Raw genomic sequence first — 25,712 nt, forward strand, 5'->3', positions numbered from 1 at the left:
TAGGCCCTTCTCGGCGCCGATGTGGTCTACGAGGATCAGCTCACCGCCGGGCTTGAGCACGCGCACGAACTCATCGAGCGTGCCTTCGGGATCGGGCACCGCGGTGATGACATATTGCGCCACCACCCCTGATGGCCAGACCACCGGCCAATCCCGGGAACCGCTCGGCGATCGTCTGGCAAAGTCCGACGGCGTGCTCTGCCCGCCCTCAGGCGTCGACCCCGAGATGCACGCCCCTGCACCGAGCACGGACGGCAGCATGCCGGTGATCCCGCCCCCCGGCAGCCCCGGCGGCGACCCCAATGTGAAGCCGAAATAAGAGAGTTTCCGCGCAAGCGGGCTTTCGACTCTCCGCGCGTCCGGGGAGAGGCCGGAACTCGGGCAATAGCGCGAATTCCGGGGGAGGGGGCTCTCCGCGAGTCTGGTGCCTGAAAATACTCGCTTTTCCGCAGACTTGTCCCGCCGAAGCCTTGGCGAAGGCGGAAGCTTTTCGGATTGACTTCCCGCCGCCCCCTTCCTTATATGCCGCGCGTTCGCGAGATCGGCCGTTTTGGCCGCCGCGATCGGCTCGTGGCGGGGTAGCTCAGCTGGTTAGAGCACGGGAATCATAATCCTGGGGTCGGGGGTTCGAGTCCCTCCCCCGCTACCACCTTCAATTTTCCGACTGTCGCGCATGATCGACGGCTCAAGCCGTTTGCGCTTGCTTCTCGGACTGAAGCGGGAGCATCGCGGGATACTCTGAATCTCGTCTAGAAGAGCCTGATCTGGTTTCCAGCGCTCTGGTTGGGTTCCCCTTCGCCCATCAGCCATCAAATCTAGGATGTCACGCTCAACTCGTAGCAAGCGGACATCAATCCGAGTTGGGGATATAGCCGGTCGATCGCGGCGACCTCTCGTCGCATCTGTGCGATGATCCAATCTCGAATTTCGGTCGCGATGGGCCGCATGGGCCGGTGACGGGGCGGCAGGAATTCGCAGAGGCGGCGCGTTGTGGCCAGTGTATCGGAGGCCGGCACCAGTGAGCCCGTCAGAAGCCAATGCGATGTCACCGTCAGCCAGCCGAGAGCAATTCCCTGGCCTAGCAGCGCGGCCTGCACCACCACGGCATAATCGGTGAAGCTCAGGCCCTTGGCTACGCCGCGGCGTCCGGTCAGAAGCGATGGGTAATCCGCGGCCCAGTCGCCCGGCGTCTCGGCGAGACGAATGATGGTGTTGCCTTCGGCAGAATTGGTCTCCCCCAGATAGGCGGGGCTGCACATCGGCAGCATGACTTCCTTCATCACCAGCGTGCCACCGGAGGAGGGCTCGTCACGATCGCGGAAGCGCATGCCGAGATCAACATTCTCCACCGGTCCGCGCAACGCGCCGGAGATAAGTTGGAATCGCAGGTCGACTTGCGGAAACTGCTTCTGCAGCTTGTCGATGCGCGGCATCAGCCAATGGGTGGTGAAGGCGGAGGAGACCGACAGCGTCACCGTCTCGGTGCCTTTGCGGCGGCGCTCGATCTCGGTGAGCCCGGTTTCGATGCTGCGAAAGCCTTCGAGCACGCGGCGATAGAGCAATTCGCCTTCCTCGGTGAGCACTGCGCGGCCCGCCTTGCGGTCGAACAGGCGTACGCCGAGATGCTCCTCAAACTGTCCAAGCATGCGGCTCACCGCCGGCTGCGTCACGTTCAGTTCGGCGGCCGCAGCCGTGAAGCTGCCATTGCGCGCGGCTGCGTCGAAGACGAACAGGGCGTTGCTGGAGGGCAGCATGCGGCGGAGCTCGGGCATAACGTCATGTTATGAGGCGCGTGAGAATTTGGCAATTGCCGGATTTTGCCAACTCTGTTGTCATCGGCATGACAGCCTAAACACAGGGCTTGCGAGCGAAGATTTGGTGCGGTGCACGCCACGCCTCGGAATGCTTCAAAGCGCTGTCTATAAAGCAGGCTTATGGCGCGCAGTGAGGCACGCCATTGCGGGATTGCGCGAGGTCGATCGTTGGACAAGCGAGCGGAAAGCGTCGAGATCAGGTCGGCCAGGAAGGCCTACGGTGCCGTTCGCGCCCTCGACGACGTTTCGCTCACTGTCGGCGCCGGTGAGTTCGTCTCGCTGCTCGGCCCCTCCGGCTCCGGCAAGACCACGCTGCTCGGCATTCTCGGCGGCTTCATCCTGCCGACCTCGGGCACCATTCTCTTCGGCGGCCGCGACGTCACTTACATGCCGGCGCACAAGCGCGATATTGGCGTGGTCTTCCAGAACTACGCGCTGTTTCCGCATATGAGCGTCGGCGAGAACGTCGCCTTTCCCCTGCGTGCGCGGCGCCTGCCGAAAGCGAGCTGGCCGGACAAGGTGCGCGCGGCGCTCAGCATGGTCGGCCTTGCTGGATACGAAGAGCGCGGCATTGCGCAGCCTTCCGGCGGCCAGCGGCAGCGTGTGGCGCTGGCGCGCGCCATGATCTTCGAGCCGCGCCTGATCCTGATGGACGAGCCGCTTTCCGCGCTCGACAAGCAGCTGCGCGAATCCATGCAGATCGAGCTGCGCGCGCTGCACAAGCGCATCCAGGCCACCATCATCTATGTCACCCATGACCAGCGCGAGGCGCTGACCATGAGCGACCGCGTCGCCGTCATGAAGGACGGCCGGCTGGTCCAGATCGACGAACCGGCGCGACTGCACGATCATCCCACCGATTCCTTCGTCGCCAGCTTCATCGGCGAAGCGACGATGCTGCCGGTCCGCCGGGTCGATGCCTTCACAGTCGCGCTCGGCGATGCGTTGCTGCGCAGCGCGCGCGCCATTCCCGATGGCGATGCCCTGATGCTGGCCGTTCACAGCGAAAAACTGCTGATCGATGATGGCGCGCAGGATGACGCCTGCAACCGACTGACCGGGACCGTCACCGACATCGTCTACCAGGGCGAGAGCCTACGCATTTTCCTCGCGCTCACCGACGGCATCGCGCTCAGCCTGCGCCAGCCCAGCTACCACCAGGCCTATCAACGCATCCCGCCGCTTGGCGGCAGCCTCACTGTGACGCTCCACCCCGAGGACACCATCGTCGTCCCCAGGGTGGGAGACTGAACTCAAGCCCCATACAACTCGAGAGAAGAAACCGACATGTCGACCCAAGCCGCGTTCAGCAATTTCAAGGTCCTCACCTTCGACGTCGTCGGCACCTTGATCGATTTCGAGACCGGCGTGCTCTCCGCCGTGCGCAAGATCGCCGGCAAGACGCCGGCCGAGCTCAGCGACGACCAGATCTTCGAAGCCTACAAGCGCGGGCGCGACAAGCATTACGAGCGCTCCAGCGAGGTCATGTTCCACGTCTACCGCTATCTCGCCAAGGAGCTCGGGCTGCCGGCGGACGATGCCTCCTGTGACGTGTTCCAGCTTTCCGTGCTGCGCTGGCAGCCGTTCCCGGATTCGGTCGAAGCGCTCAGGCGCCTGCGTACCAAGTTCCGGCTGGTCGCGATGACCAACGCGGACCGCGTCGCGCTGTCCTGCTACGCGCATGCGCTCGGCAATCCCTTCGATGACACGGTCTGCGCCGATGACACGGGCGTTGCGAAGCCGAATCCGGAATTCTTCGCCTATAACAAGGGCCGCCAGTCGGCGTTCGGCTACAAGCAATCCGACATCCTGCACGTCGCGCAGAGCCAGTATCATGACATCGGGATCGCGCGGAAGCTCGGCTACAAGGTGTGCTGGATCGAGCGTCGCCAGGGCATTGCCGGCTTCGGCGGCACGCCGGCGGTGGAGATGCTGACCAAGCCGGACTTCCATTATCCAACCTTGAAGGCGCTCGCCGACGCGGCGATTGGACCGGCGGCGTAACGGATGAGCGGCGGCATGACACGGGACTGGCGCGCGCTGCCATCGGTCAATTCGCTATGGGAAACCACGGCGGAGCCGGCGCGCGCGTTTCCCGTGCTATCGAGTGAGCAACAGGCGGATGTCGTGATCATCGGCGCCGGCTACACCGGCCTCTCCGCCGCGCACCACATCGCCAAGAGCGGGCTCAGTCCCATCGTGCTCGAGGCCAACCGTCCCGGCTGGGGCGCGAGCGGGCGCAATGGGGGCGTCATCACCGCAAAATTCCGCCTGTCGTTCCGCGATATCGATGCCGTGCATGGCCGTGCCATGGCGCGGCGCATGTACGAGATCGCGCATGAATCGACCGACATGGTCGAGGAACTGGTCTCGGAGTTCGGCATCACCAGTGCGAACCTCGTCCGCACCGGTCAGGTCAAGGCTGCCCATAACGACACGACGCTGAAGGCCGCGATCGATGAAGCCGACTGGATGACGCGCGAGATGGGCTCGGCCGAGGTCCGCATCCTCGACAAGAGCGGGGTCCGCGAGGAGACCGGCTCCGACATCTTTGTCGGCGGCGTGCTCAATCCCGGCTCGGGCGGCATCCACCCGCTGAACTATCTGCGTGGTCTCGCAAAAGGTGTGGCGAGCCGCGGCGTTCCGATCTTCCAGGAATCGCCGGTGGTGCGATTGCGGAGCGAGAAGGGCGGCATCGTCGCCGAGACGCCGCAAGCCGCCGTGCGCGCCAGGCAGGCGATCATCGCCACCAACAGCTATTCGGATTTGACCGGTGCGACGGCACATCTGCAGCGCACGCTGATCCCCTTCCGCAGCGCCATCATCGCGACCGAGCATCTGCCGCGCAATCTCGCGGGGAAGCTGATGCCGACGGGGCGCACCTACACCGAGACCAAGCGCATGATGCGCTGGTTCCGCATCGTCGACAACCGCGTGATCTTCGGCGGCCGCGGCGCCTTCGGCAAACAGGATTCGCAGGCGGCGTTCGATGCCCTGCGCAAGGCGATGGTCGACATCTTCCCCGAACTCGCCGACGTCCCGCTCGCATACAAATGGTCGGGCCTTGTCGCGATGACGCTGGATTCGGTGCCGCATATCGGCCGGCGCGACGATCGCACGCTGTTCTCGGTCGGCTACAACGGCGCCGGCGTTGCAATGTCGAGCTTGATGGGCCGTTATCTCGCCGCCTTCGTGCGCGGCGAGACGCCCAACATGGGCCTGCTCGATGCAGGGCGCGTGAAGGCGATTCCGTTCTATCCGCTGCGTGAGCCCGCCGTGCGCATCGTCGCCGGCTGGTACCAGTTTCTCGATGCGATCGGTCAGTGAGATCATTTGGAGATGGAGAAGGCGAGATGACGATGAGACAGAGCTTTCGATTGGGCTGCGCGCTGCTGGGCGCGATCGGATTGACCGGCGCGGCCGATGCCGCCGAGCAGATCACCTTCGTCTCGCAGGGCGGTGCCTATCAGCAGGCGCAGACGGTAGCGATCCTCGATCCCGCCGCCAGGAAGCTCGGCATTACTATCAACCAGGACTCCATTCCCGATGCCTGGCCCGCCATCAAGACGCAGGTCGGCAGCGGCAAGCCGATCTGGGATGTCGTCGATACCCCGACCGGCAACTGCCTGCGCGGGGGAGAGCAGGGGCTGATCGAGAAGCTCGATTTTTCGAAGATTCCCAACGGCGCGGCGATGCCGGAGGCCTATCGCAGTCCCTATTCTGTGTCCTACGAGTTCTATTCCAGCGTACTGTCCTACAGCCAGAAGACCTTCCCGAAGGACGCGCCGAACAGCTGGGCCGATTTCTGGGACGTGAAGAAATTCCCTGGCCGCCGCGCGCTACGCAATCACCCGTTCGCGACGCTCGAAGCCGCGCTGATGGCTGACGGCGTCCCGCCCGACAAGCTATACCCGCTCGACGTCGATCGCGCCTTCAAGAAGCTGGAGGAGATCAAGCCGCACATCACGGTGTGGTGGACCTCGGGCGCGCAGTCGGCGCAGTTGCTCAATGACGGCGAGGTCGACATGGAGATGGCCTGGAACGGCCGCGTCAGTGCTGTCGCCAAGGAGGGCGCCAAAGTCGCCTTTACCTACAACGAGGGCATCCTGCAGAGCACCTCGCTCTGCATCCTCAAGGGCGCGCCGAATCTCGAGACCGCGGTGAAGTTCCTCAACGAGGCCGTTGATCCCGTGCACCAGGCCAATCTGCCGCTGCACATCGATTATGGCCCGGGCAACCCCAAGGCCTTCGAGACGGGCGTGATCAAGTCCGAGCGTGCCGCGCAATTGCCGAGCGAGCCGGCCAATGCTGCGAAGCAGGCACTGATGTCCTACGCCTGGTGGTCCTCGCCCGCGGGGGAAGCCGCCGAAAAGCGCTGGGCATCGTTCATGCAGAAGTAGGGCGAGGCCGCGTTGACGACATCCTTGTCAGATCCCTCCCAGCAGCATCAGCGCCGCGAACACGGGCTGATGCTGGCGTTGGTGTCGCCGGCGCTGCTGGTGATCCTGGCCTTGATCGTGCTGCCGGTCGGCTGGCTCGCCTGGCAGTCGATCTATCATGACGGTTTCACGCTGGAGAACTATCGCCGCGTCTTCACCGAAGACCTCTACTGGCGCAGCTTTGCGCTGACCTTCGAGATCAGCCTCGCGGTCATGGTGATCGCGTTGCTGCTCGGCTATCCCGTGGCCTACCTCGCCAACTCGGTGCCGAAGGGATGGAGCATTCTCATCCTCTCGCTCGTGGTGCTGCCGTTCTGGACCAGCGTGCTGGTGCGCGCCTATGCCTGGCTGGCGCTGCTGCAGCGCACCGGCGTGATCAATCAGTTCCTGCGCTATCTCGACGTCATCGGCGAGCCGCTCGCGTTGGTCCACAACGTGTTCGGCACGGTGGTTGCCACCGTGCACATCCTGCTGCCGTTCATGGTCCTGCCGCTCTATGCCACCATGCAGAAGATCCCGAACGATCTGATGCAGGCTGGCGCCAGCCTGGGCGCGAGCCCGTCGCTGACCTTCATGCGCGTGTTCCTGCCGCTGTCGCTCCCGGGCGTGCTCGCGGGCTGCACCATGGTGTTCGTGCTCTGCCTCGGCTTCTACATCACGCCGGAGTTGCTCGGTGGCGGGCGCACGGTGATGGTATCGATGCTGGTAAGCCGCAATGTCGAGCTCTACAACCAGTTCGGCGCCGCGAGCGCGGTCGCCGTGGTGCTGCTCCTATGCGTGCTTGCGATCTTCTTCGTCGTCAGCCGCTTCATCTCGCTCGATCGTGTGCTGGGGCAGAAATGACGCGCACCTCGCCCGCACGGATCGCCCTCTACGTGATCAGCGCGCTGGTGCTGGTCTATTTGATCCTCCCGGTTCTGATCATCGCGCCGATCTCGTTCTCCAGCGCGCGCTTTCTGACCTTCCCGCCGCCCTCCTTCTCGCTGCGCTGGTACCAGCAATATTTCTCAAGTACGGCCTGGATGCAGGCGACGCAGGTGACGCTGACGGTCGCGTTCCTGACCGTCCTGATCGCGACGCCCTGTGGAGTGGCCGCCGCCTACGCCATCAGCCAGTCGAAGCTGCGGATCATGCGGCTGATCCATATGGCGCTGCTGCTGCCGTTGGTGGTGCCGATCATCATCACCGCAGTCGGCATTTTCTTCGTCTATGCCAAGGTCGGTCTGGTCGCCACCATGCCCGGCCTCGTGCTGGCGAACATGATGCTGGGATTGCCTTACGTCGTCATCTCGGTGCTGGCGGGCCTGCAGAGTTTTGATCCGGCGCAGGAGATGGTGGCGCGCAGCCTCGGCATGAACCGCCTGCGCAGCTTCTTCGCGGTGACGCTGCCGCAGATCAAGTCCAGCGTGGTCGCCGGCGGCATCTTCGCCTTCATCTCGGCGATGGACGAGACCATCGTCGCGCTGTTCATCTCCGGCGGCCAGTACCAGCCGCTGACCAAGCGCATGTTCACCGCGCTTCGCGACGAGATCGACCCAACCATTGCCGCGATCTCGACGTTGATGACGGCGGGCTCCTTCATGCTGGTGCTGGTCGCAACTGCACGACAGAAAGGCAGCGCATAGGGCAAATCACCGGCCAATGAAATGCGCGCATCCCGCCGCAACCCCTTAGAACGGCTCCTAAGCTAAATCGACCTTCAGTGTGCCAAGCTTCTCAATTCGGCTGATGATCCTATCGCCGGCCTTCAGCCAAACCTGCTTCTCCTTCGGCATTCCAACGATCACTCCCTCCGGAGTGCCCGTGAAAATGATATCGCCTGGCTCGGTGCGAAGTGGCGCTACTTGGTCGACAGCACCTCGCCGAAGCGCTCCCACTGCTTGCCGGTGAAGCGCATGAACTGCAGCTGCTCGACCGGCAGATGGTCACTCTCGCCGGTATTGACTTTGATGCCGGGCAGCAGCATCGGCAACTCCAGATCCTTGATCGACAGAGCCTGCCGCAGGATGTTCTCGCGACTGAGGTCGTTGCCGGCCGCCTTGAGCACGTGCTCCAGCACCATGCCGTTGTTGTAGCCGTTGACGTAGTTGGAATCGCGGACGTCACCGTCAGGCACGTATTTGGCCATGTAGTCGCGCCAGCCCTTCACGCCGGGATCGTCCGCCCATGCCGGATCGAGCGGATCCTTGACATAGGCGCTCGAGATGATGCCCGTGCCGGCGTCGAGGCCGGCGGGCTCCATCACCGAGGACATCCAGACCGACACATTGCTCAGAAACGTCATCGGACGCCAGTTGATCTCGTAGGTCTTGCGGATGGCCTGTGCAGCGAATTTCGGCGTCGCGGCGATCACGAGCGCATCCGCGCCGCTCGATTTGAGCTTCACGATCTGGGAGTCGATCGTCGGCTCGGTCGGCTCGTAGGTCGCCGCCGTGACCGCCGTGTCGAACCGATCGCCGAGCACGTCCTTGAGTCCGGCGAGGTAGTCGCGGCCGAAATCGTCGTTCTGCGCCAGCACCGCGAAGGTCGCGTCGGACTTCTTCTGCAGCGCATAGCGCGCATACATGCGGGCCTCGTTACGGAACGGTGCCATCACGCCCATCAGCGCCAGCGGAAACTGCGCGGGATCACCGAACTTCGAGGCGCCCGTGGCCACGAACAACTGGGGCACCTTCTTGCTCTGCAGATATTTGGCGATCGCCGTGTTATGCGCGGTTCCCATCGTTGAGAAGATGAACGAGACGTCGTCGCTCTCGACCAGCCGGCGCGTCTGCTCCACGGTCTTGGGCGGCACGTAGCTGTCGTCGAGCGAGAGCAGGTTGACTTTGCGGCCGTTGATGCCGCCGCGGTCGTTGACCATCTTGAAATATGCGACTTCACCCTTGCCGAGGATGCCGAAGGCGGACACCGGCCCGCTATAGGGCATGGTCTGTCCGATGCGGATCTCGGCGGAGGTGATGCCGGGCTGGTCTTCGGCGAGAGCCGGTGCCGCGAGAGCGACCCAGACGACGTACAGCCCTGCAGCTGCAATAGCGCTTCGCATTTGGCTCCTCCCTGATGGGCCGCGCTGACGACGGCCGTTTATTCGACCTTACGGAGGTCTTGGCGCGTCGGCAATAAAATATACTTTTCCATTGAAAATGTATTTTTGCTTCGCGCGCGTGATATGCATGACGGATGTCCGCAAGCGCCACTCAGACCGTTTATGAACAGCTCCGCGTCAGTCTGCTCGCCGGCCAATACAGGCCCGAGGCGAAGCTGAAGATCAGCGAACTCGGATCGGCTTTCTCGGTCAGCACCGGGGCGATCCGCGAGGCGCTTGCGCGGCTGACCGCAGAGGGGCTGGTGACGGCGATGCCGCAGCGCGGCTTCCGCGTCGCACCGGTGTCGGTCGCCGATTTGCGCGATCTCACCGAAATGCGCATCGAGATCGAGACCAAGTGCCTGCGCCGTGCGATCGCCAACGGCGATCTCGCCTGGGAGGCGGCCGTGGTCGCCGCGCATCACCGGCTGGCGGTTACGCCGATCGCGGCCGCGGACGGCGGCTTTTCGCCGACGTGGATCTTGGCGCACGGCGATTTCCACGCCGCGCTCGCCCGGGCCTGCGACAGCGCCTGGATGCTGCGCGTGCGCGACCTGTTGTTCGCCCACAATGAGCGCTATCTCGACCTCGCGCGCAAGACCGACCGCGGCAATCGCGACGCCGCGCGCGAGCATCGCGAGCTGATGGAGGCGGCGCTTGCACGCGACCCCGACCGGGCGGTCGCTGCGATGACAGCGCATATCGGTAGGACCCGGGACACGATCGAGCCGGCCCTGAGGCGGGCGGAGACGGACGAGGTCGGGTGAGATACCTGCGAGGTCGGCGGCGCGCTGGCGGCGGTCGGCGGCGTCTGCCTCCTTGTCGTGCACTGGGAATTGCGACCAGACGAGCCGGTTGCGTCGCTTTCATACGCGCTACGAAGCCGTGTCAGGCTGCAGGCTCCAGCACCATCATTCCGGTCGCCGTGTTCGAGATCGGAATGTGATAGTTGGAATGCTGCTTTTTGACCTTCTCCGGAAGTGTGCCGCGCGCGACCATCCAGTTCAGCAATTCGACTCCTTGCGTGCCGGAGAGCTCGACCAGCTCGACGGTCGAATATTTCGTGGCCCAGGCGGGGTCGTTGACCATGCTGTCCATGAACTTCAGGTCGAACTCCTTGTTGATGAAGCCCGCGCGCTCGCCATCGAGTTGGTGCGACAGGCCGCCGGTGCCCATCACCACGACCCGCTCGTCCTTGGGCCAGGACGCAATGGCACGTGCGAGCGCGTTGCCGAGCTTGTAGCAGCGCGCCGCGGAGGGCAGGGGCGCCTGCACCGTGTTCACCACCACCGGAACGGTGCGGACCGGCCAGTTCTGGTCGGGCCAGCACAGCGCCATCGGCAGTGTGAAGGCGTGGTCGACGACCATCTCCTGGCAGGACACGACGTCGAACTCGTCTTCGACGAGCTTCTCGATGATGTGCCATGACAGCTCGGGATCGCCGCGGAACGGTTTTACGGTCGGAATGCCCCAGCCCTCGTCAGCGTTGCGATATTCGCCCGCGGCGCCGATCGCGAAGGTCGGCATCTTGTCGAGGAAGAAGTTCAGGCCGTGATCATTATAGACCATCACGACGATTTCGGGCTTCACCTTGGCGAGCCAGTCGCGCGCCGGAGGAAAGCCGTCGAAGAAGGGTTTCCAATAGGGATCCTGCTGCAGGCCCTTGGCGATCGCGCCGCCGATGGCAGGCACGTGTGAGGTCGTGATCGCACCAACAATCCTTGCCATGATGATTACCTCGCCGCCGCCAGAAGTTTCGCCTTGAACTCGTCCTTGGTCATGCCGGTCTGCTGCGCGCCGATGTCCTGCATGTCGAGACCGAAGATGCCGGCGAATTTGGCGAGGTAGTAGGCATTGCCGCCGGCCTCGATCAGCTGCAGCACGTTGCGATTGCGGATCGCCTCGCGCTGCTGGGCGTTGAGGCCGTATTTGGCGCAATAGGCGTCCTCGTTCGCGACGAAGGCAGCCCGGTTGGCGGCATCGTTGAACGAGTAGCACATCTTGTTCAGCGCATAGCCCTTGCGGGCCTGCTCACCGTCGAAGATCGTGGTGCCCGGCACGGGCTGCCGCGGCTTGGCGTTGGGCATGGCGTTTCTCCCTGGGTCTTGTTTCCGGGCCCGGCGCGATTTGCTCCAGATCAAATCGCGCAGCAGTCGTCCCGGGCACTATTTCGATCTAATTGCTAGGGAAGATAAACGCCGGGACTCTGATTGCTCTCATGAGCCAATTCGATCATTTGGATCTGGATGGCCACCTGCTTCGGCTCCTGCTGGCGGTAATCGAGGCAGGCTCGGTGACGCAGGCCGCGCAGCGGCTTGGCGTGACCCAGTCGGCGGTCAGCCATCTCCTCGACAAGCTGCGCGCCATCGTCGGCGATCCCTTGTTCGTGAAGTCGGGACGGGGGATCGTGCCGACGGCACGCGCGCAGGCGCTTGCGATCCATGCCCGCCGGCTGCTGGACGAGTTGCGCAGCTTCTCCAGTGCCGCCGAATTCGATCCGGCGAAGCTGTCCGCGCTGGTGACGATCGCCGCCAATGATTTGCAGCGCGACCTGCTGTTGCCGTCCTTCCTGCGCTATGTCCGTGGCCAGGCACCGGGCTTTGCGCTGCGGGTGATCCAGTCCGGCGCGCCGACGGCCGAGCTATTGCGCGACGAGCAGTGCCAGCTCGTCATTACGCCGCGGCCGCCCGAGGCGTTGGATGTGCTGCAGAAGCGGCTCTACGAGGACAGTTACCGCGTGTTCTACGATGCAAGTCAGCGCAAGGCACCGCTGACGCTCGAGGACTACCTTGCGGCAGACCACGTCACCGTATTGCATGAGCCGCGGCGGCCGCTCGACCTCGACGAGGTGCTCGCCGAGCGCGGGGTGCACCGCCGCTTCGTGGCGGAGGTTCCCGGCTTTGCCGGGATCGGACCGTTCCTGCGCGGCAGCACGCTGATTGCGACACTGCCGAGCCTGCTACGTGCCCATATGCTGCGCGACTTCGCCGTGGCGCCGGTGCCGGTGGCATGCCCGCCGATGCCGATGTTCATGGTCTGGCACCTCCGGCACCAGACCGATCCGATGCACCGCTGGCTGCGCCAGCAGCTCGAAATCGTGGTCGCACCGTCGCTGGCGGCGGCTGCGGAGCACATGCCCAACGCGCCGTCCGTGCGGAGGGCAGCCCGTCGCTGATCGTTTAAGCAATGGAGTACCGCCCAGCGCTGCGACGTCGTGGCGACTGAGCGGCCATGTTTGAAAAGTCCAAGTCTCTGCGAGGTTCATCTCTCACGGCGCAGACGCCCGCGGCGCTAAGCATAGGCAAGAGCAAGCAACACAGATCTCGAGGAGGAGACCCCATGTTCGCCTTCGATCCCTATTCGCCCGTGGTCGATGCCGACCCGTTCCCGTTCTACAAGACCTTGCGCGACGAGCATCCGTGCTTCTGGAGTCCGCAGGCGGGCATGTGGGTGCTGTCGCGCTACTCCGACATCGTTTCCGCCGGCCAGAACTGGCAGGTCTACTCCTCCGCCAAGGGCAATCTGATGACCGAATTGCCCAACCGCGCGGGCGCCACGCTCGGCACGACCGATCCGCCGCGCCACGATCGGTTGCGTGGCCTGATCCAGTACGCCTTCATGAAGCGCACTCTCGAGGCGCTGGCCGATCCGATCCGCGACATCGCCCGGAGCACCGCGCAAGCCTTGCGCGGCAAGGACCGCTTCGACTTCATCGAGGATTTTTCGTCCAAGTTTACGGTGCGCGTGCTGTTCGCCGCGCTGGGGCTGCCGCTCGGCGACGAGCAGACCGTTCGCGACAAGGCCGTGCTGATGGTGCAGAGCGATCCACACACCCGCGCCAAGGGGCCCGAGCATATCGCAGCCTACAACTGGATGCAGGATTATGCGTCCAACGTGATTGCGGAGCGCAGGGCCAACCCGCAGAACGACCTGATCTCGCATTTCAGCATGGCCGGGATCGACGGCGACAGGCTCGACGAGCGCGAGGTGCTGCTCACCACCACGACGCTGACCATGGCCGGAATAGAATCGCTCGGCGGCTTCATGAGCATGTTCGCCTTCAACCTCGCGGACTACAAAGAGGCGCGGCAGGCGGTGGTCGCCAATCCCGAGCTGTTGCCCGACGCGATCGAGGAATCGCTTCGCTTCAACACCTCGGCCCAGCGCTTCCGACGCTGCCTGCAGAAGGACCTCACGCTGCATGGCCAGACCATGCGGGAGGGCGATTTCGTCTGCCTCGCCTATGGCTCGGGTAATCGCGACGAGCGGCAATATCCCGATCCGGATGTCTATGACATCACGCGCAAGCCGCGCGGTCATCTTGGTTTCGGCGGTGGCGTGCATGCCTGTCTCGGCACCGCGATTGCCCGCCTCGCCGTGAAGATCGCCTTCGACGAATTCCACAAGGTCGTGCCGAGTTATCGCCGTACCCAGGAGCAACTGGCCTGGATGCCGTCGTCGACCTTCCGCAGCCCGATGCTGCTCGAGCTGGCCGTGCACTGAGGGAGAGGGCGATGGTTAGCATCATCTATGTTGAGCCCTCCGGCAAAAGCCACGCCGTGAATGTCGAGGAGGGCTGGAGCCTGATGCAGGGCGCGACCGCCAATGGCGTCGATGGCATCGTCGGCGAATGCGGAGGTTCCTGCGCCTGCGGCACCTGCCATTGCTATATCGAGGAGAGCCGGTTCGCCGAGCTGCCGGCGCCGAGCGCCGGCGAGGTGGACCTGCTCGACACGGTCGCCGCCGAACTGAAGCCGAACAGCCGCCTGGCGTGTCAGGTCCAGGCGACGGCCGGGCTGGAAGGGCTCGTGGTGACGCTGCCTGCGACGCAGGGGTGACATGAACTGACTTCGTCATTCCGGGCCTGCGCCTTGCGGCGCCTCCCGGAATGACATGTGGAGAGAGGACGCTACCTAACCCGCCGCGAGTTGCCGGTCCAGGTCGTGCAGCACCTGGTAGCAGGGCAGCACCTGGGCGACGCTGGCATTGGGCTCGCGGCCCTCGCGGATCGCGGCGAAGAACTCGCGGTCCTGCAGCTCGATGCCGTTCATGGAGACGTCGACCTTGGAGACGTCGATCTTCTCCTCCTTGCCGTTCACCAGATCGTCGTAGCGAGCGATATAGGTGCCGGTGTCGCCGATGTAGCGGAAGAAGGTGCCGAGCGGCCCGTCATTGTTGAAGGACAGGCTGAGCGTGCAGATGGCACCATTGGCGGCCTTGAGCTGGATCGACATGTCCATGGCGATGCCCAGGGCCGGATGGATCGGTCCTTGCACCGCGTTGGCCTTCACGATCGGCGAGCGCGCCTGGTAGGCGAACAAATCGACCGTATGGGCGGCGTGATGCCAGAGCAGATGGTCGGTCCAGCTCCGCGGCTGGCCCAGCGCGTTCATGTTGGTGCGGCGGAAGAAGTAGGTCTGCACGTCCATCTGTTGGATGTTGTACTCGCCCGCCACGATCTTCTGGTGCACCCATTGGTGGCTCGGGTTGAAGCGGCGAGTGTGGCCGCACATGGCGGTCAATCCGGTCCTCTTCTGCAGATCCACCACGGCCTGCGCGTCGGCCAGCGAGTCCGCGAGCGGAATCTCGACCTGCACATGCTTGCCGGCCTTCATGCACTCGATCGCCTGGGCGGCATGCATCTGCGTCGGCGTGCACAGGATCACGGCGTCGACCTCCGGCAGCTTCAGGCTGTCGGCAAGCTCGGTGGAGACGTGCTTGATGCCGTATTTGTCGGCGACCTCCTTGGTCTGATCCAGCCTGCGGCCGACCAGCGACACCACCTCGACGCCGTCGATGTTCTTGATGCCGTCGAGGTGCTTGATACCGAACGCGCCGGCGCCGGCCAGCGCCACCTTGATCGTTTTGGCCATGTCAGTTGTTCTCCAGAATCAGATGGCCGACGGCGCTGTTGCTTGCCGGCACATGGTAAAGCCTTGGCGCGACATGTCGGCGTCGCAAAGGGTCGTACCGGGAATGTCCTTGTAGGGTTTGTCGAGTGACATCGGATGATCTCCTCTTCAGGATTTCTCTAGGTCTCTTCCGGCCAGTACAGCCGCATCGGATTGTCGACCAGCAATTTGCGCTGCAGCTCAGGCGTGACCGCAATATGTGGAATGAAATCGACCAGCAGGCCGTCGTCGGGCATGTGTCCCTTCAGGTTCGGATGCGGCCAGTCGGTGCCCCAGAGCACGCGGTCGGGGAAGGTCTCGACCACGCGGCGGGCGAACGGGATCACGTCGCGATAGGCGTCCTGCTCGCCGTTCAGCGCCGGCGGTCCCGCAACCGACAACCGCTCGGGGCAGCTCACCTTGGACCAGACGTTCGCATGTTCGCGCATGAACTTCAGGAACAGCGAAAACTCCGGGCCGTCTTCGGGCTTGTTGACGTCAGGCCGGCCCATGTGATCGACCACAACCGTGGTCGGCAGGCCCGTGAAGAAGTCCCAGAGCTCGGGTAGATCCACCGCCTCGAAATAGATCACGACATGCCAGCCGAGCTCGGCGATCCGCGCGGCGATCTCGTTGAGCTCGTCCTTGGGCGTGAAATCGACCAGACGCTTGACGAAGTTGAAGCGCACGCCGCGAACGCCCGCATCATGCATCGCTTGAAGCTCGGCATCGGTCACGTTGCGCTTCACGGTGGCAACGCCCCGGGCCTTGCCGCTGGAGTGGACGAGCGCATCGACCATGGCGCGGTTGTCGGCGCCGTGGCAGGTCGCCTGCACGACGACGTTGCGGGAGAAGCCCAAATGATCGCGCAGCGAATAGAGCTGCTGCCGTGAGGCGTCGCACGGCGTATATTTCCGCTCGGGCGCATAGGGATATTCGGCGCCGGGGCCGAAGACATGACAATGCGCGTCAACGGCGCCTTGGGGCACCTTGAAACGGGGCTTGGACGGGCCGTCGTACCAGTCGAGCCAACCCGGGGTCTTCTCGAACGGCCCGGTCACAGGTTTTGACATGAACGTTTCCTCTCGATGTTCGTCAGCCGCGCCGCCGCGCAAGCGTGTCGATCATGCGGGCTCCATGCCATGGCGCCGCTTGGGCGCCTCGGCGTCTCGGGATGTCAGATAGGTGACGAGCTCGCGCGCCCCGGCCTCGTTCGCTGCCTGCGCGCACACACCGCACGCAAACAGCGTCACTGACTGAACCTCTGACGGCAGGGGGCCGGCGATCTCGATACCGGGTACGTCGAGGAACTCGCTGAGCTGCTGGAAGCCGAGCTCGGCCTCGCCGCGCGCCACAAGGGAGCCTACAGGAATGCCGGGCGATGCCTTGACCAATCGCTCCGCGACGACCTGCTCGATTCCCCAATTCTTCAACAGATTGAGCACATGGGTGCCGCTCGGGCCGGTCGAGTAACCGATCGACTTTGCCGCGAGCACGGCCGCCTTCAGTGAAGCCTCATTGCTGAGGTCGGGGCGCTCGGCCCCCGCGCGGATCGCCACCGCCGTCGCCGAATTGGCGAAGCCCGCGCGGCTGCCTGCCTTGAGAAAGCCCTCGGCCTCGAGCTGCTTCAGCGCGTCGTCGGCCAGCACGATGATGTCGAAGGCCTCGCCGGCGCGAACGCGCTTGGTCGCATCGACCCCCCCGACCGATTCGATCGCTACCGTCTGCCCGGTCTTCTTCCGGTAAGCGTCGCAAAGCTCCGTCAGGATCTGACGGGTCGCCATCGACGAGATGCCAGTAACCTGTGCCGCCATGTTCGGTGCTCAGTCGATGTATTTCAGCCCGGCCTTCGCCAGCGGCTCGCGCATCCTGTACATGTCGAGCCCGAGTACCCCGCTGGCGAGCTTCTCGCGCTTCTCGGCCTCGTTGTTCTCGCGCGCTTGCGCTGCATCTGCAGCCTGTTGCGCGATGCGGGCGGGGACCACGACGATCCCGTCCATGTCGGCGACGATCACGTCCCCGGGGTTGACGGGCGCTCCGGCGCAGACGATGGGGATATTGACCGAGCCGAGCGTCGCCTTGACGGTGCCCCGCGCCGAGATGGCGCGCGCGAACACCGGGAACTTCATCTCGGTCAGGTCCATGACGTCGCGCACGCCGCCATCGATGACCAGGCCCTTGGCGCCGCGGGCGCGGAACGAGGTCGCGAGCAGATCGCCGAAGAAGCCGTCGGTGTTCTCGACGGTGCAGGCCGCGACCACGACGTCGCCGGGCTGGATCTGCTCGGCCACCACATGCATCATCCAGTTGTCGCCCGGCTGCAGCAGGACGGTTACCGCGGTGCCGCACATCTGCGCGCCGGAATAGATCGGGCGCATGTAGTGCTGCATCAACCCGACGCGGCCCATCGCCTCGTGGATGGTCGCGACGCCGAAGCGCGACAGCTTTTCAACGGCGGCTTTGTCGGCCCGCACGATGTTGCGGCGGACGATGCCGAGATCGTTCATCGCAGCGCTCATGATCAGTTTCCTCTTGCCTTCAGCGCGATGTCGAGGCGCGGGAACACGCGCCGCGCGTTGCCTTCGTAGATCTTGTAGCGGTCCTCCGCGGTCAGCGTCTTGGCGGCCTCGATGTAGCGCTTGGTGTCGTCGTAGTGGAATCCGGTCTCCGGATCGATGCCGCGCACCGCGCCGATCATTTCGCTGGCGAACAGCACGTTCTCGACCGGGATCACCTTGGTGAGGAGGTCGATGCCGGGCTGGTGATAGACGCAGGTGTCGAAGAAGATGTTATTGAGGAGATGATCCTTCAAAAGCGGCTTCTTCATCTCCTGCGCCAGCCCGCGGAAGCGGCCCCAGTGATAGGGCACCGCGCCGCCGCCATGCGGGATCAGGAAGCGGAGCGTCGGAAAATCCTTGAACAGGTCCGAGGTCAGGCACTGCATGAAGGCCGTGGTGTCGGCGTTGAGATAGTGCGCGCCCGTGGTGTGGAAGCAGGCGTTGCAGCTGGTCGAGACGTGGATCATCGCGGGGATGTCGAGCTCGACCATCTTCTCGTAGACCGGATACCAGTGCCGGTCGGACAGCGGCGGGGATGTCCAGTGGCCGCCGGACGGATCGGGATTGAGATTGATGCCGACGAAGCCGTACTCCTTGATGCACTTCTCGAGCTCGGGAATGCAGGTCTTGGGATCGACGCCCGGCGACTGCGGCAGCATTGCCGCGCCGATGAAATTGTCCGGGAACAGCTTTGAGACGCGGAAGCACAATTCGTTGCAGATCGCGGCCCAGGTCGAGGACACTTCGAAGTCGCCGATGTGATGGGCCATAAAGCTCGCCCTCGGCGAAAAGATCGTGAGATCGCTGCCGCGCTCCTTCATCTGGCGGAGCTGGTTGTTGGCGATGGACTCCCGCAGCTCGTCATCGCTGATCCTGAGCTCGCTGGCCCTGGGTTTGGCGGACGGATCCTTGATGCCCGCGATCTGCCGGTTACGCCATTCCTCGAGGGCCTTGGGTGCCGTGGTGTAATGACCGTGCACGTCGATGATCACTTCAGCTCTCCTCCAATTGTTTCGCGTCGGGCTTTTGCGTGCCGCTCGCGCCTAGCGCGGCGGGGGCCCGGCGCTTGCGGGAATCTTACTGGGCATCCGCGCTGCCTCGGGACGGTCGAGCGCGGGCGGCTGGAATGAGGCCATGGTTGACTGCTTGGAGCGGCGCAGGTTGGTCGGCGCGTCATGGCGGTGGGGGATTTCGAGGAGGAGGCCGTCCTTTGTGGTGACATGATAGGTCACGCTGCCCGGATTGGCGCCTGCCGCCTGCGTCCCGTCGCGAACCGATACGGCATTGAAACCGTTGACGGAAAACTGCTGTTCGGCCGCGGCGAGAATGGTCTCGCGCATGTTCGGCTTGCGCGCCGTTTCCTTGCTGGCGGGTTCGCGGATCATGATTTGTACTATTGTACAAATAAGTAGGACAAGTCAACAAGAGTGCTGCAAACAGCCACCAATTGAGGAATTCGGCTCTTTCAAGCCGTGACGTCAGTGTGAAACTGTGTGCGTGATCGGTTGCCGGGGCCTTGGATGCCCCAGCCTCGCACCTTGCGGCCAGTCCGTAGAGGACCCGATCCGCCAGCAGCACCGCTTTGGTGGCTAGCGTCACGTGCGGATGACAAAACCCTTGGCGAGGTGATTGCGCACGAAATAGATCATCGCGATTCCGGGGACGAGGGCGAGGACGGTCATGGCCATGACGAGGCCGAAGTCGGTGCGAAAGCCGAACAGCGCGTTGATCGCCATGGTGATCGGCTTGCCGCCTGTCGTCGTCAGGATGCGGGCGAGCACCACCTCCACCCAGGAGAAGATGAAGCAGAAGAACGCGGTCACGCCGATGCCCGGCGCGATCGCCGGAACGAGGTGGCGGAAGAAGAAGCCGGGAAGCGAATGGCCGTCCAGGAAGGCCGTCTCATCGAACTCGCGCGGCACCGAGGCGATGAAGCCCTCCAGGATCCAGATCGCGATCGGAATGTTGAAGACGCAGTGAACCAGCGCGATGCCGACTGGGGTGTTCTCGAGGCCGATCTGCGCGAACAGGACGAAGATCGGCAGCGACAGCACGACGGTCGGCGTGATGCGAAACACCAGCAGCAGGAAGAACAGCTGCCGGTCGCCGACGAAGCTGTAGCGGGCGAACGCATAGGCGGCCGGCAATCCGACGCCGAGGCAGAGCGCGACGTTCAAGACCACATAGATGATGGAATTGAGAATCGACTGTTTCAGAACCGGCGATTGCAGGATGTTCAGGTAATTGACCAGGCTGAAATGCCCCTCCGCAATCCCGGCTCTCGGCAGGGTCGACACGAAGCTGGTGATGATCGTCTGCGCCAGCGGCACCAGGATGAAGGCGCCGATCCCGGCGAACAGGGCGATCCGCAAGATCGATGTCAGCGACTTCATGTGGCGGGTTCCAGCGCGACGGGCGCCCTCGTGCTCGTGGCCGCCTTGAAGGTCCAGGCGACCGTCAGGACGATCAGGAAATAGACCATCGAGCGGGCGGCTGAAGGTCCGTAGTTGAAGGCCTGAATCTCCTCGCCGAGGTCGAGGCTGAGAAATGCGGTGGCGCTGTCGGGGCCTCCGGCGTTGATGCGGAAGGCCTCGATGTAGATCATGAAGCTGTCCATGAAGCGAAGCAGCACCGCCATCGACAGTACGGTCTTCATTTTCGGCAGCTGGATGAAGCGAAACACCTGCCATTCCGACGCGGCATCGATGGCGGCGGCCTGATAATAGGCGGCCGGAATGCCCGAGATGCCGGCATAGGCCAGCACGACGACGAGGCCGAGCCAATGCCAGGTGTCCATCACCACCAGCACGATCCAGGTGTGCAGCGCGTTGAACTTGTAGTCGAAGCCCGCGCCCAGCCATGTCAGCAGCCGGCCGGCAATACCGGCATTGGGATTGATGAAGTTGAGCCAGATCACCGGGATCATGTTCCAGGGCACCACCAGCGGCAGGGTGATCAGGACGAGGACGGTGCTGACGATGAAGCGATGCGATCGCTGCAGCAACAACGCGATCCAGATGCCGAGCGGCAGTTGGATCGAGAGCACGATGGCCGAGAACAGGAAGCTTCGCGCCAGGCTGGCGTAGAAGCGCTCCGACCTGACGATGTTGCGGTACCAGTCGAGGCCGACCCAATAGGGATTGTTCAGGCTGAACAGGTCCTGGAAGGAGTAATTGGTGACGGCGACCAGAGGGAGGATTCCGACGAAGGTCATGATGACCAGCGCAGGGAGCACCAGGAACCAGGCTCTGTTGTCGTAGGGCTTCATGTCGAATGATTGCAACGGGGACACGCCCGGGCACAAAGAAAGGGCCTCGATAGATACCGAGGCCCTTCAGCATTCCCGATCGCGCGGGAGTTAGCTCTTCCGACGCTCGAAATCCAAGAGGCGGCAGCGCAGCCCAGTTCCGCGCGGTGCTCATGCGCGGTTGCTCAATTCCGATACCAGCTCGCCAAATTCCAGGTCGTGACGTCCCATCCCGAGATGTCGGTCATGAGACCGTTGATGGCGCCGCCGACGATGTAGCGGGACAGCAGCGGCAGGAACACGTTCGCCTCGCAGAAGATCTCGTTGACCTTGATCAGCAGCGCGGCCCGCTCGACCGGGTCGAGCTCGTTCTGCGCTGCCTTGTAGGCTTTGTCGGCCTCGGGATCCGACCAGCGCGAGACGTTGCGGCCGAGCCATTTGTTGTCCTTGCTCGCGATCTCCCAGGAGACGCACTGGTTCAGGAAGCGCTCCGGATCGGGCTGCGGCATCGTGGTGTTGTACATCTCCATGTCGCAGTAGAATTTGGAGTAGGTGTCGGGGTTGCCGACGTCGGACGAGAAGAATACCGAGGCCGTCACCGATTTGAGCTCGATGTCGATGCCGGCCTTCTGGCAGGCCTGCTTGACGATGGCCTGGGCCTTCTGCCGCGGGGCATTGATGGAAGTCTGGAATACGTATTTGAGCTTCCTGCCGTCCTTCTCGCGGATGCCGTCCGCGCCCATCTTCCAGCCGGCCTGGTCGAGAATTTCGTTCGCCTTGTCGACGTTGAACGCGTAGTTCAGCTTGCTCGACTTGAATTGGGTGGGCTGGTTGACGAAGCTCGCGGTTGCGACGGCGGCGCGGCCGTAGATGAATTTCTGGATTCCTTCGCGGTCGACCAGAAGGTTGATCGCCCGTCGCACCGCCGGATCGGACAGCGTCGGATGCTTGGTCTTGACGCTGGAGCGTTCGCCGTCGACCTCGGTCCAAGGGTCCGTCGTGTTGAGGATGATGAACTCGAGGCCGCCGGATATGGTGAATTCCACCCTGCCTTTGCCGCCGGCTTCCATGCGCTTGAGGATCTCGTCCTCCACCAGCAGATTCCAGGCATAGTCGTATTCGCCGGTTTGCAGCACGGCGCGCGCTGCGGAAACTGCATCGCCGCCTCCCTTGATCTCGAACGTGTCGAAATAGGGCTGGTTCTTGACGTGATAGTCGGGATTGCGTTCGGCCCGGAGCTGATCGCCCGGCTTGAACTCGACGAATTTGTAGGGACCGGTGCCGACCGGCTTCAGATTGCCCGGCGCCTCGCGCGATTTGGCGCCGGCATAGTCGCCGAAATGGTGCTTTGGCAGAATCTGGCCGGTAGCGCCCACGAAGGGATCGGCCCAGAACGGGGTCGGCGCCTTGAAGATCACCTTGACGGTGTGGTCGTCGATCTTCGCGACCGTGATGTCCTTGTACGACCCCGTGGTGTAGGCGGCGGTGGCGAGATCGGCGGCATAAGCCCAGGTGAAGACGACGTCGTCGGCCGTGAAAGGCTTGCCGTCATGCCATGTCACGCCCTGCTTCAGCTTCCAGATCACGCTGGTGCCGTCGGCCGAGAGGCCGCCATTCGCCTTGGTCGGGACTTCTGCGGCGAGGCAGGGGATGAGGTTGCCTTCCTTGTCCCAGCCGGCAAGCGGCTCGAAGAAGACCCGCGAGGCGACCTGGTCCTTGGTGCCGAGCGCGAAATGCGGATTGAGCAAGGTGGGGGCCTGCCAGACCAGCATCTTGAGCGGGCCGCCGCCGCCCGCCTTGGCCGGCTTGTAGGGAAGCGTTGCGTCCGCCATCGCCACGTCGTTCCAGAGCAGGATCTGGCTCGCAACTGGCGCTGCGATGCCCACCGCTGCCATCGTCTGGATGAACGAACGTCGCGACAGCGTGCCTTGCTTCACTTCCGCGATGAGTCCGCGGATGTCGTTTTCGTCCATCGGATGAGCTCCACCGTCAAGGAACAGTCGTCACCGGCGCTCCATCATGTTGCATCGGGCGCGAAGCGGCAATGGCGACGATGGTGGAAAGCGGTGCGACGAAATGCTGGGTGCGGATGACAACGGATGCAGCTTCGAGCTTGAACTCCGCCACCAAGGGTGCGATCCGCGCGCATGCGGCCATGCACGCAGGTTCCGGGCACCGGTAATCAATTGCCCTGCCCGTGCTGCCCTCCTTATATTGGCTAGATGATTGCAACCGGAGCCGCCTGCTCGGCGCTTCGCGATTGAGGGCCACGCGATGGACGATACGATCGGCTTCCCTGACCCCGGCCTCGATTTGTCGGATGGATTCAAGCCGCACACGTCGCATTGGGGCGTGTTTTCCGCACGCAATGGCGAGGCCGGACTCGAGGTGAGGGCGTATGCGGGCGATCCCGATCCGAACGGCATCATCCACAATTTTCCGGGCGCCTTGCGCCATCAGGCGCGCGTCGCCCAGCCTGCGATCCGTCGCGGCTGGCTCGAGCGCGGGCCGGGGCCTGATGACAGGCGCGGCCGCGACGAATTCGTGTCCGTCAGCTGGGAGAAGGCGCTCGGTCTGCTCGGCGACGAGCTGGCGCGCATCCGCGATACGCGCGGCCCCGGCGCCGTGTTCGGCGGCTCCTACGGCTGGTCGAGCGCGGGCCGCTTCCATCACGCGCAGAGCCAGGTGCACCGATTCCTCAACATCGCGATGGGCGGTTATGTCCGCTCGGTGAATTCCTATTCCTCAGGCGCGTCTTCCGTGCTGCTGCCGCAGATCCTCGTTGGCTACGAGGACATCACCAAGCGCAATGTCACCTGGGAGCAGATCGCTGAAAAGAGCGAGATCGTGCTCGCCTTCGGCGGCATGGCACTGAAGAACTCGATGGTGGCGGGTGGCTCGATCAGCAAGCATGTCGAACGGGGCGCCATGGCGGCGGCGCGCAAGCGCGGCTGCGAGTTCATCCTGATGAGCCCGCTGCGGGAGGATCTGCCGGTCGAGGCCGGCGCGGAATGGATGACCTGCATCCCCGGTACCGACACAGCGCTGATGCTCGGCATGGTCCACACGCTGGTCAGCGAAGGTCTGCACGACCAGGCCTTCCTCGATCGCTACACCAAGGGCTGGCCGGTGTTCCTGCGCTATCTTGCCGGCGAGAGCGACGGCCAAGCCAAAGACGCCGCATGGGCCGCTGTGATCTGCGGCATCGATGCCGAGGCGATCCGCCAGCTGGCGCGGCGTCTTGCCGGCAAGCGCGCGCTCATCACCGTTTCGCATTCGCTGCAGCGCGCCGAACACGGCGAGCAGCCGGTGTGGATGGGCATGGTGCTGGCGGCCGCGCTCGGCCAGATCGGTCTTCCTGGCGGCGGCTACGCCTATTCGCTCGGTGCGATCGGCTATTACGGCCGCCGCGTCAACGACATTCCCGGGCCGACGCTGGGGCAGGGCCGCAATGGCGTCCGCGACTTCATTCCGGTCGCGCGCATCGCCGACATGCTGCTCAATCCCGGCGGCACCTATCGCTACAATGGCGAGACGCGCACCTATCCGGACATCCGCTTGGTTTACTGGGCCGGCGGCAATCCGTTTCATCACCACCAGGACATCAACCGCCTGCGCAAGGCCTTTGCAAAGGTCGACACGCTGGTCGTGCACGAGCTCGCCTGGACCGCGACCGCGCGCCATGCCGACATCGTGCTGCCCTCGACCATGACGCTGGAGCGCGAGGACATCGGCTATTCCAGCAATGATCCCCTGATGATCGCGATGCACCGGCTTGCCGAGCCATATGGACTGGCGCGCGACGACTACGACATCTTTGTTGATCTTGCCGATCGTCTCGGTGCCCGCGAGCCCTTCACCGAGGGCCGCACCTCGCGGCAATGGCTGGAGCATCTTTACGAGCCGGCCCGCGCCTCGCTTGCCACGCGCGGTCTCGAGGCCCCGAGCTTCGAGGAGTTCTGGAGGCGCGGCAGCCTGGTCGTGCCGCAGCAGCCCGACGATGGGGGCCGCTTGCGCAGTTTTCGCGAGGATCCCCTCGCGCATCCGCTGCCGACGCCGAGCGGACGCATCGAGATCTATTCCGCGAAGATCGCAGGTCATGGCGACGCGGATTGTCCCGGCCATCCCGTCTGGCTCGAGAAGAGCGAGACGCCAAAGCCGGGCGCGCCATGCTTCCTCGTCGCCAACCAGCCGGTGACGCGCCTGCACAGCCAGCTCGATTTCGGCGGACATTCGCTTGCCGCCAAACATCGCGGCCGGGAGGTCGCGCGGATGAATCCCGGTGATGCGAACGCGCGCGGCATCGTCGACGGCGATATCATCCGCCTGTTCAACGAACGCGGCGCGTGCCTGGCCGCGGTCCATGTCACCGACGGCATCGCGCCCGGTGTCGTGCAGCTGCCGACCGGGGCCTGGTACGATCCGATGGATCCCCACGACGACGCACCGCTCTGCGTCCACGGCAATCCGAACGTGCTGACGCGCGACATCGGCACCTCGTCGTTCGCGCAAGGCTGCACAGGCCAGCTCACCACGGTGGAGGTTGAGAAGTTCACCGGCAATCTGCCGCCGATCCGGGCGTTCGATCCGGTGTAGCGTGCACGAGGACCGAGCCTGTCCTGCCCGTGGAGGTTATAACTGGACCGCCGGCCAGAAAGCAGATTCAGGCGGCGATCCAGTG

Annotated in this window: 26 protein-coding genes, 1 tRNA gene and 2 pseudogenes; 13 read left to right on the forward strand and 16 right to left on the reverse strand. The window is 64.0% G+C overall.

Annotated features, from left to right (window positions below; all coding sequences use genetic code 11):
• Positions 1-99, reverse strand: a pseudogene (locus tag G8O24_RS44610) (SAM-dependent methyltransferase); the annotation flags it as partial.
• On the opposite strand from G8O24_RS44610, the gene G8O24_RS44615 reads away from it, so the two are divergent.
• Both G8O24_RS44615 and G8O24_RS34730 read left to right on the forward strand, forming a co-directional pair.
• Positions 53-319 carry a hypothetical protein gene (locus tag G8O24_RS44615; RefSeq protein ID WP_244646175.1) on the forward strand — a complete coding sequence of 89 codons (267 nt, stop codon included), beginning with the start codon at positions 53-55 and terminating at the stop codon, positions 317-319. The pseudogene G8O24_RS44610 and the gene G8O24_RS44615 overlap by 47 nt on opposite strands.
• 253 nt (positions 320-572) lie before the next feature.
• Positions 573-649, forward strand: a tRNA-Met gene (locus G8O24_RS34730).
• A gap of 166 nt (positions 650-815) precedes the next feature.
• On the opposite strand, the gene G8O24_RS34735 is transcribed toward G8O24_RS34730, so the two are convergent.
• Positions 816-1,772 carry a LysR family transcriptional regulator gene (locus tag G8O24_RS34735; RefSeq protein WP_188107031.1) on the reverse strand — a complete coding sequence of 319 codons (957 nt, stop codon included), beginning with the start codon at positions 1,770-1,772 and terminating at the stop codon, positions 816-818.
• 210 nt (positions 1,773-1,982) lie between these two features.
• On the opposite strand from G8O24_RS34735, the gene G8O24_RS34740 reads away from it, so the two are divergent.
• The 6 genes from G8O24_RS34740 (at position 1,983) to G8O24_RS34765 (ending at position 7,878) form a co-directional block, all read left to right on the forward strand.
• Positions 1,983-3,065 carry an ABC transporter ATP-binding protein gene (locus tag G8O24_RS34740; protein ID WP_188107032.1) on the forward strand — a complete coding sequence of 361 codons (1,083 nt, stop codon included), beginning with the start codon at positions 1,983-1,985 and terminating at the stop codon, positions 3,063-3,065.
• A gap of 36 nt (positions 3,066-3,101) precedes the next feature.
• Positions 3,102-3,818, forward strand: a complete 717-nt coding sequence (locus G8O24_RS34745; protein ID WP_188107033.1) for an HAD family hydrolase — start codon at positions 3,102-3,104, stop codon at positions 3,816-3,818.
• 15 nt (positions 3,819-3,833) lie between these two features.
• A complete protein-coding gene (locus tag G8O24_RS34750) occupies positions 3,834-5,141 on the forward strand; it encodes an NAD(P)/FAD-dependent oxidoreductase (protein WP_244646177.1) in 1,308 nt (435 codons plus the stop codon).
• 26 nt (positions 5,142-5,167) lie between these two features.
• On the forward strand, positions 5,168-6,214 hold the full coding sequence (locus G8O24_RS34755) for an ABC transporter substrate-binding protein (RefSeq protein WP_188107035.1): 1,047 nt from the start codon (positions 5,168-5,170) through the stop codon (positions 6,212-6,214).
• A gap of 69 nt (positions 6,215-6,283) precedes the next feature.
• Positions 6,284-7,096, forward strand: coding sequence for an ABC transporter permease (locus tag G8O24_RS34760; protein ID WP_188107068.1), 813 nt, complete (start codon positions 6,284-6,286; stop codon positions 7,094-7,096).
• Positions 7,093-7,878: an ABC transporter permease gene (locus G8O24_RS34765; protein ID WP_188107036.1), complete on the forward strand. Its 786-nt coding sequence runs from the start codon at positions 7,093-7,095 to the stop codon at positions 7,876-7,878. Before G8O24_RS34760 ends, G8O24_RS34765 begins: the two co-directional genes overlap by 4 nt.
• Positions 7,879-7,935: 57 nt before the next feature.
• On the opposite strand, the gene G8O24_RS44620 is transcribed toward G8O24_RS34765, so the two are convergent.
• Both G8O24_RS44620 and G8O24_RS34775 read right to left on the reverse strand, forming a co-directional pair.
• Positions 7,936-8,130, reverse strand: coding sequence for a fumarylacetoacetate hydrolase family protein (locus G8O24_RS44620; protein ID WP_311972361.1), 195 nt, complete (start codon positions 8,128-8,130; stop codon positions 7,936-7,938).
• The gene (locus G8O24_RS34775; protein ID WP_188107037.1) at positions 8,094-9,296 is read right to left on the reverse strand and encodes an ABC transporter substrate-binding protein; all 1,203 of its coding nucleotides are present in this window, start codon (positions 9,294-9,296) and stop codon (positions 8,094-8,096) included. Before G8O24_RS34775 ends, G8O24_RS44620 begins: the two co-directional genes overlap by 37 nt.
• 134 nt (positions 9,297-9,430) lie before the next feature.
• Here G8O24_RS34775 and G8O24_RS34780 point away from each other — a divergent pair, with 134 nt between their 5' ends.
• Positions 9,431-10,102 (forward strand): GntR family transcriptional regulator, encoded by a 672-nt coding sequence (locus G8O24_RS34780; RefSeq protein ID WP_188107038.1) that lies wholly within the window; start codon positions 9,431-9,433, stop codon positions 10,100-10,102.
• A 121-nt stretch (positions 10,103-10,223) separates the two neighbouring features.
• On the opposite strand, the gene G8O24_RS34785 is transcribed toward G8O24_RS34780, so the two are convergent.
• Both G8O24_RS34785 and G8O24_RS34790 read right to left on the reverse strand, forming a co-directional pair.
• Positions 10,224-11,063 carry a class III extradiol dioxygenase family protein gene (locus tag G8O24_RS34785; RefSeq protein ID WP_188107039.1) on the reverse strand — a complete coding sequence of 280 codons (840 nt, stop codon included), beginning with the start codon at positions 11,061-11,063 and terminating at the stop codon, positions 10,224-10,226.
• A gap of 5 nt (positions 11,064-11,068) precedes the next feature.
• Complete coding sequence (locus G8O24_RS34790; protein WP_188107040.1) at positions 11,069-11,422, reverse strand: protocatechuate 4,5-dioxygenase subunit alpha; 354 nt, start codon at positions 11,420-11,422, stop codon at positions 11,069-11,071.
• A 131-nt stretch (positions 11,423-11,553) separates the two neighbouring features.
• On the opposite strand from G8O24_RS34790, the gene G8O24_RS34795 reads away from it, so the two are divergent.
• The 3 genes from G8O24_RS34795 to G8O24_RS34805 all read left to right on the forward strand — a co-directional run bounded on the left by G8O24_RS34795 (position 11,554) and on the right by G8O24_RS34805 (position 14,173).
• Positions 11,554-12,510: a LysR family transcriptional regulator gene (locus tag G8O24_RS34795; protein WP_188107041.1), complete on the forward strand. Its 957-nt coding sequence runs from the start codon at positions 11,554-11,556 to the stop codon at positions 12,508-12,510.
• A gap of 164 nt (positions 12,511-12,674) precedes the next feature.
• Positions 12,675-13,838 carry a cytochrome P450 gene (locus G8O24_RS34800; RefSeq protein WP_188107042.1) on the forward strand — a complete coding sequence of 388 codons (1,164 nt, stop codon included), beginning with the start codon at positions 12,675-12,677 and terminating at the stop codon, positions 13,836-13,838.
• Between the two features lie 11 nt (positions 13,839-13,849).
• Complete coding sequence (locus G8O24_RS34805) at positions 13,850-14,173, forward strand: 2Fe-2S iron-sulfur cluster-binding protein (RefSeq protein ID WP_188107043.1); 324 nt, start codon at positions 13,850-13,852, stop codon at positions 14,171-14,173.
• A 75-nt stretch (positions 14,174-14,248) separates the two neighbouring features.
• On the opposite strand, the gene G8O24_RS34810 is transcribed toward G8O24_RS34805, so the two are convergent.
• From G8O24_RS34810 to G8O24_RS34855, 10 genes and pseudogenes are all read right to left on the reverse strand, one after another.
• A complete protein-coding gene (locus G8O24_RS34810; protein WP_188107044.1) occupies positions 14,249-15,208 on the reverse strand; it encodes a Gfo/Idh/MocA family oxidoreductase in 960 nt (319 codons plus the stop codon).
• 158 nt (positions 15,209-15,366) lie between these two features.
• Positions 15,367-16,299, reverse strand: a complete 933-nt coding sequence (locus G8O24_RS34815; RefSeq protein WP_188107045.1) for an amidohydrolase family protein — start codon at positions 16,297-16,299, stop codon at positions 15,367-15,369.
• A gap of 51 nt (positions 16,300-16,350) precedes the next feature.
• A complete protein-coding gene (locus G8O24_RS34820) occupies positions 16,351-17,040 on the reverse strand; it encodes a substrate-binding domain-containing protein (protein WP_188107046.1) in 690 nt (229 codons plus the stop codon).
• A gap of 9 nt (positions 17,041-17,049) precedes the next feature.
• Complete coding sequence (gene ligK / locus G8O24_RS34825; protein ID WP_188107047.1) at positions 17,050-17,745, reverse strand: 4-carboxy-4-hydroxy-2-oxoadipate aldolase/oxaloacetate decarboxylase; 696 nt, start codon at positions 17,743-17,745, stop codon at positions 17,050-17,052.
• Positions 17,746-17,747: 2 nt separating this feature from the next.
• On the reverse strand, positions 17,748-18,776 hold the full coding sequence (locus G8O24_RS34830; RefSeq protein WP_188107048.1) for an amidohydrolase family protein: 1,029 nt from the start codon (positions 18,774-18,776) through the stop codon (positions 17,748-17,750).
• Positions 18,777-18,928: 152 nt separating this feature from the next.
• Positions 18,929-19,169 (reverse strand): annotated as a pseudogene (locus G8O24_RS34835) (TetR/AcrR family transcriptional regulator); the annotation flags it as partial.
• A gap of 210 nt (positions 19,170-19,379) precedes the next feature.
• Positions 19,380-20,177, reverse strand: a complete 798-nt coding sequence (locus tag G8O24_RS34840; RefSeq protein ID WP_188107049.1) for a carbohydrate ABC transporter permease — start codon at positions 20,175-20,177, stop codon at positions 19,380-19,382.
• On the reverse strand, positions 20,174-21,052 hold the full coding sequence (locus G8O24_RS34845; protein WP_188107069.1) for a carbohydrate ABC transporter permease: 879 nt from the start codon (positions 21,050-21,052) through the stop codon (positions 20,174-20,176). Before G8O24_RS34845 ends, G8O24_RS34840 begins: the two co-directional genes overlap by 4 nt.
• A gap of 164 nt (positions 21,053-21,216) precedes the next feature.
• Positions 21,217-23,004 carry a peptide ABC transporter substrate-binding protein gene (locus tag G8O24_RS34850; protein ID WP_188107050.1) on the reverse strand — a complete coding sequence of 596 codons (1,788 nt, stop codon included), beginning with the start codon at positions 23,002-23,004 and terminating at the stop codon, positions 21,217-21,219.
• 16 nt (positions 23,005-23,020) lie between these two features.
• Complete coding sequence (locus tag G8O24_RS34855) at positions 23,021-23,188, reverse strand: hypothetical protein (RefSeq protein WP_188107051.1); 168 nt, start codon at positions 23,186-23,188, stop codon at positions 23,021-23,023.
• A gap of 117 nt (positions 23,189-23,305) precedes the next feature.
• Between G8O24_RS34855 and G8O24_RS34860 the strand changes: the two genes are divergently transcribed.
• Positions 23,306-25,627 carry a molybdopterin guanine dinucleotide-containing S/N-oxide reductase gene (locus G8O24_RS34860; protein WP_188107052.1) on the forward strand — a complete coding sequence of 774 codons (2,322 nt, stop codon included), beginning with the start codon at positions 23,306-23,308 and terminating at the stop codon, positions 25,625-25,627.
• The last annotated feature ends 85 nt before the right edge of the window (positions 25,628-25,712 follow it).

Origin of the sequence: Bradyrhizobium campsiandrae, from assembly GCF_014529705.1 — a bacterium.
Classification (GTDB): Bacteria; Pseudomonadota; Alphaproteobacteria; order Rhizobiales; family Xanthobacteraceae; genus Bradyrhizobium; species Bradyrhizobium campsiandrae.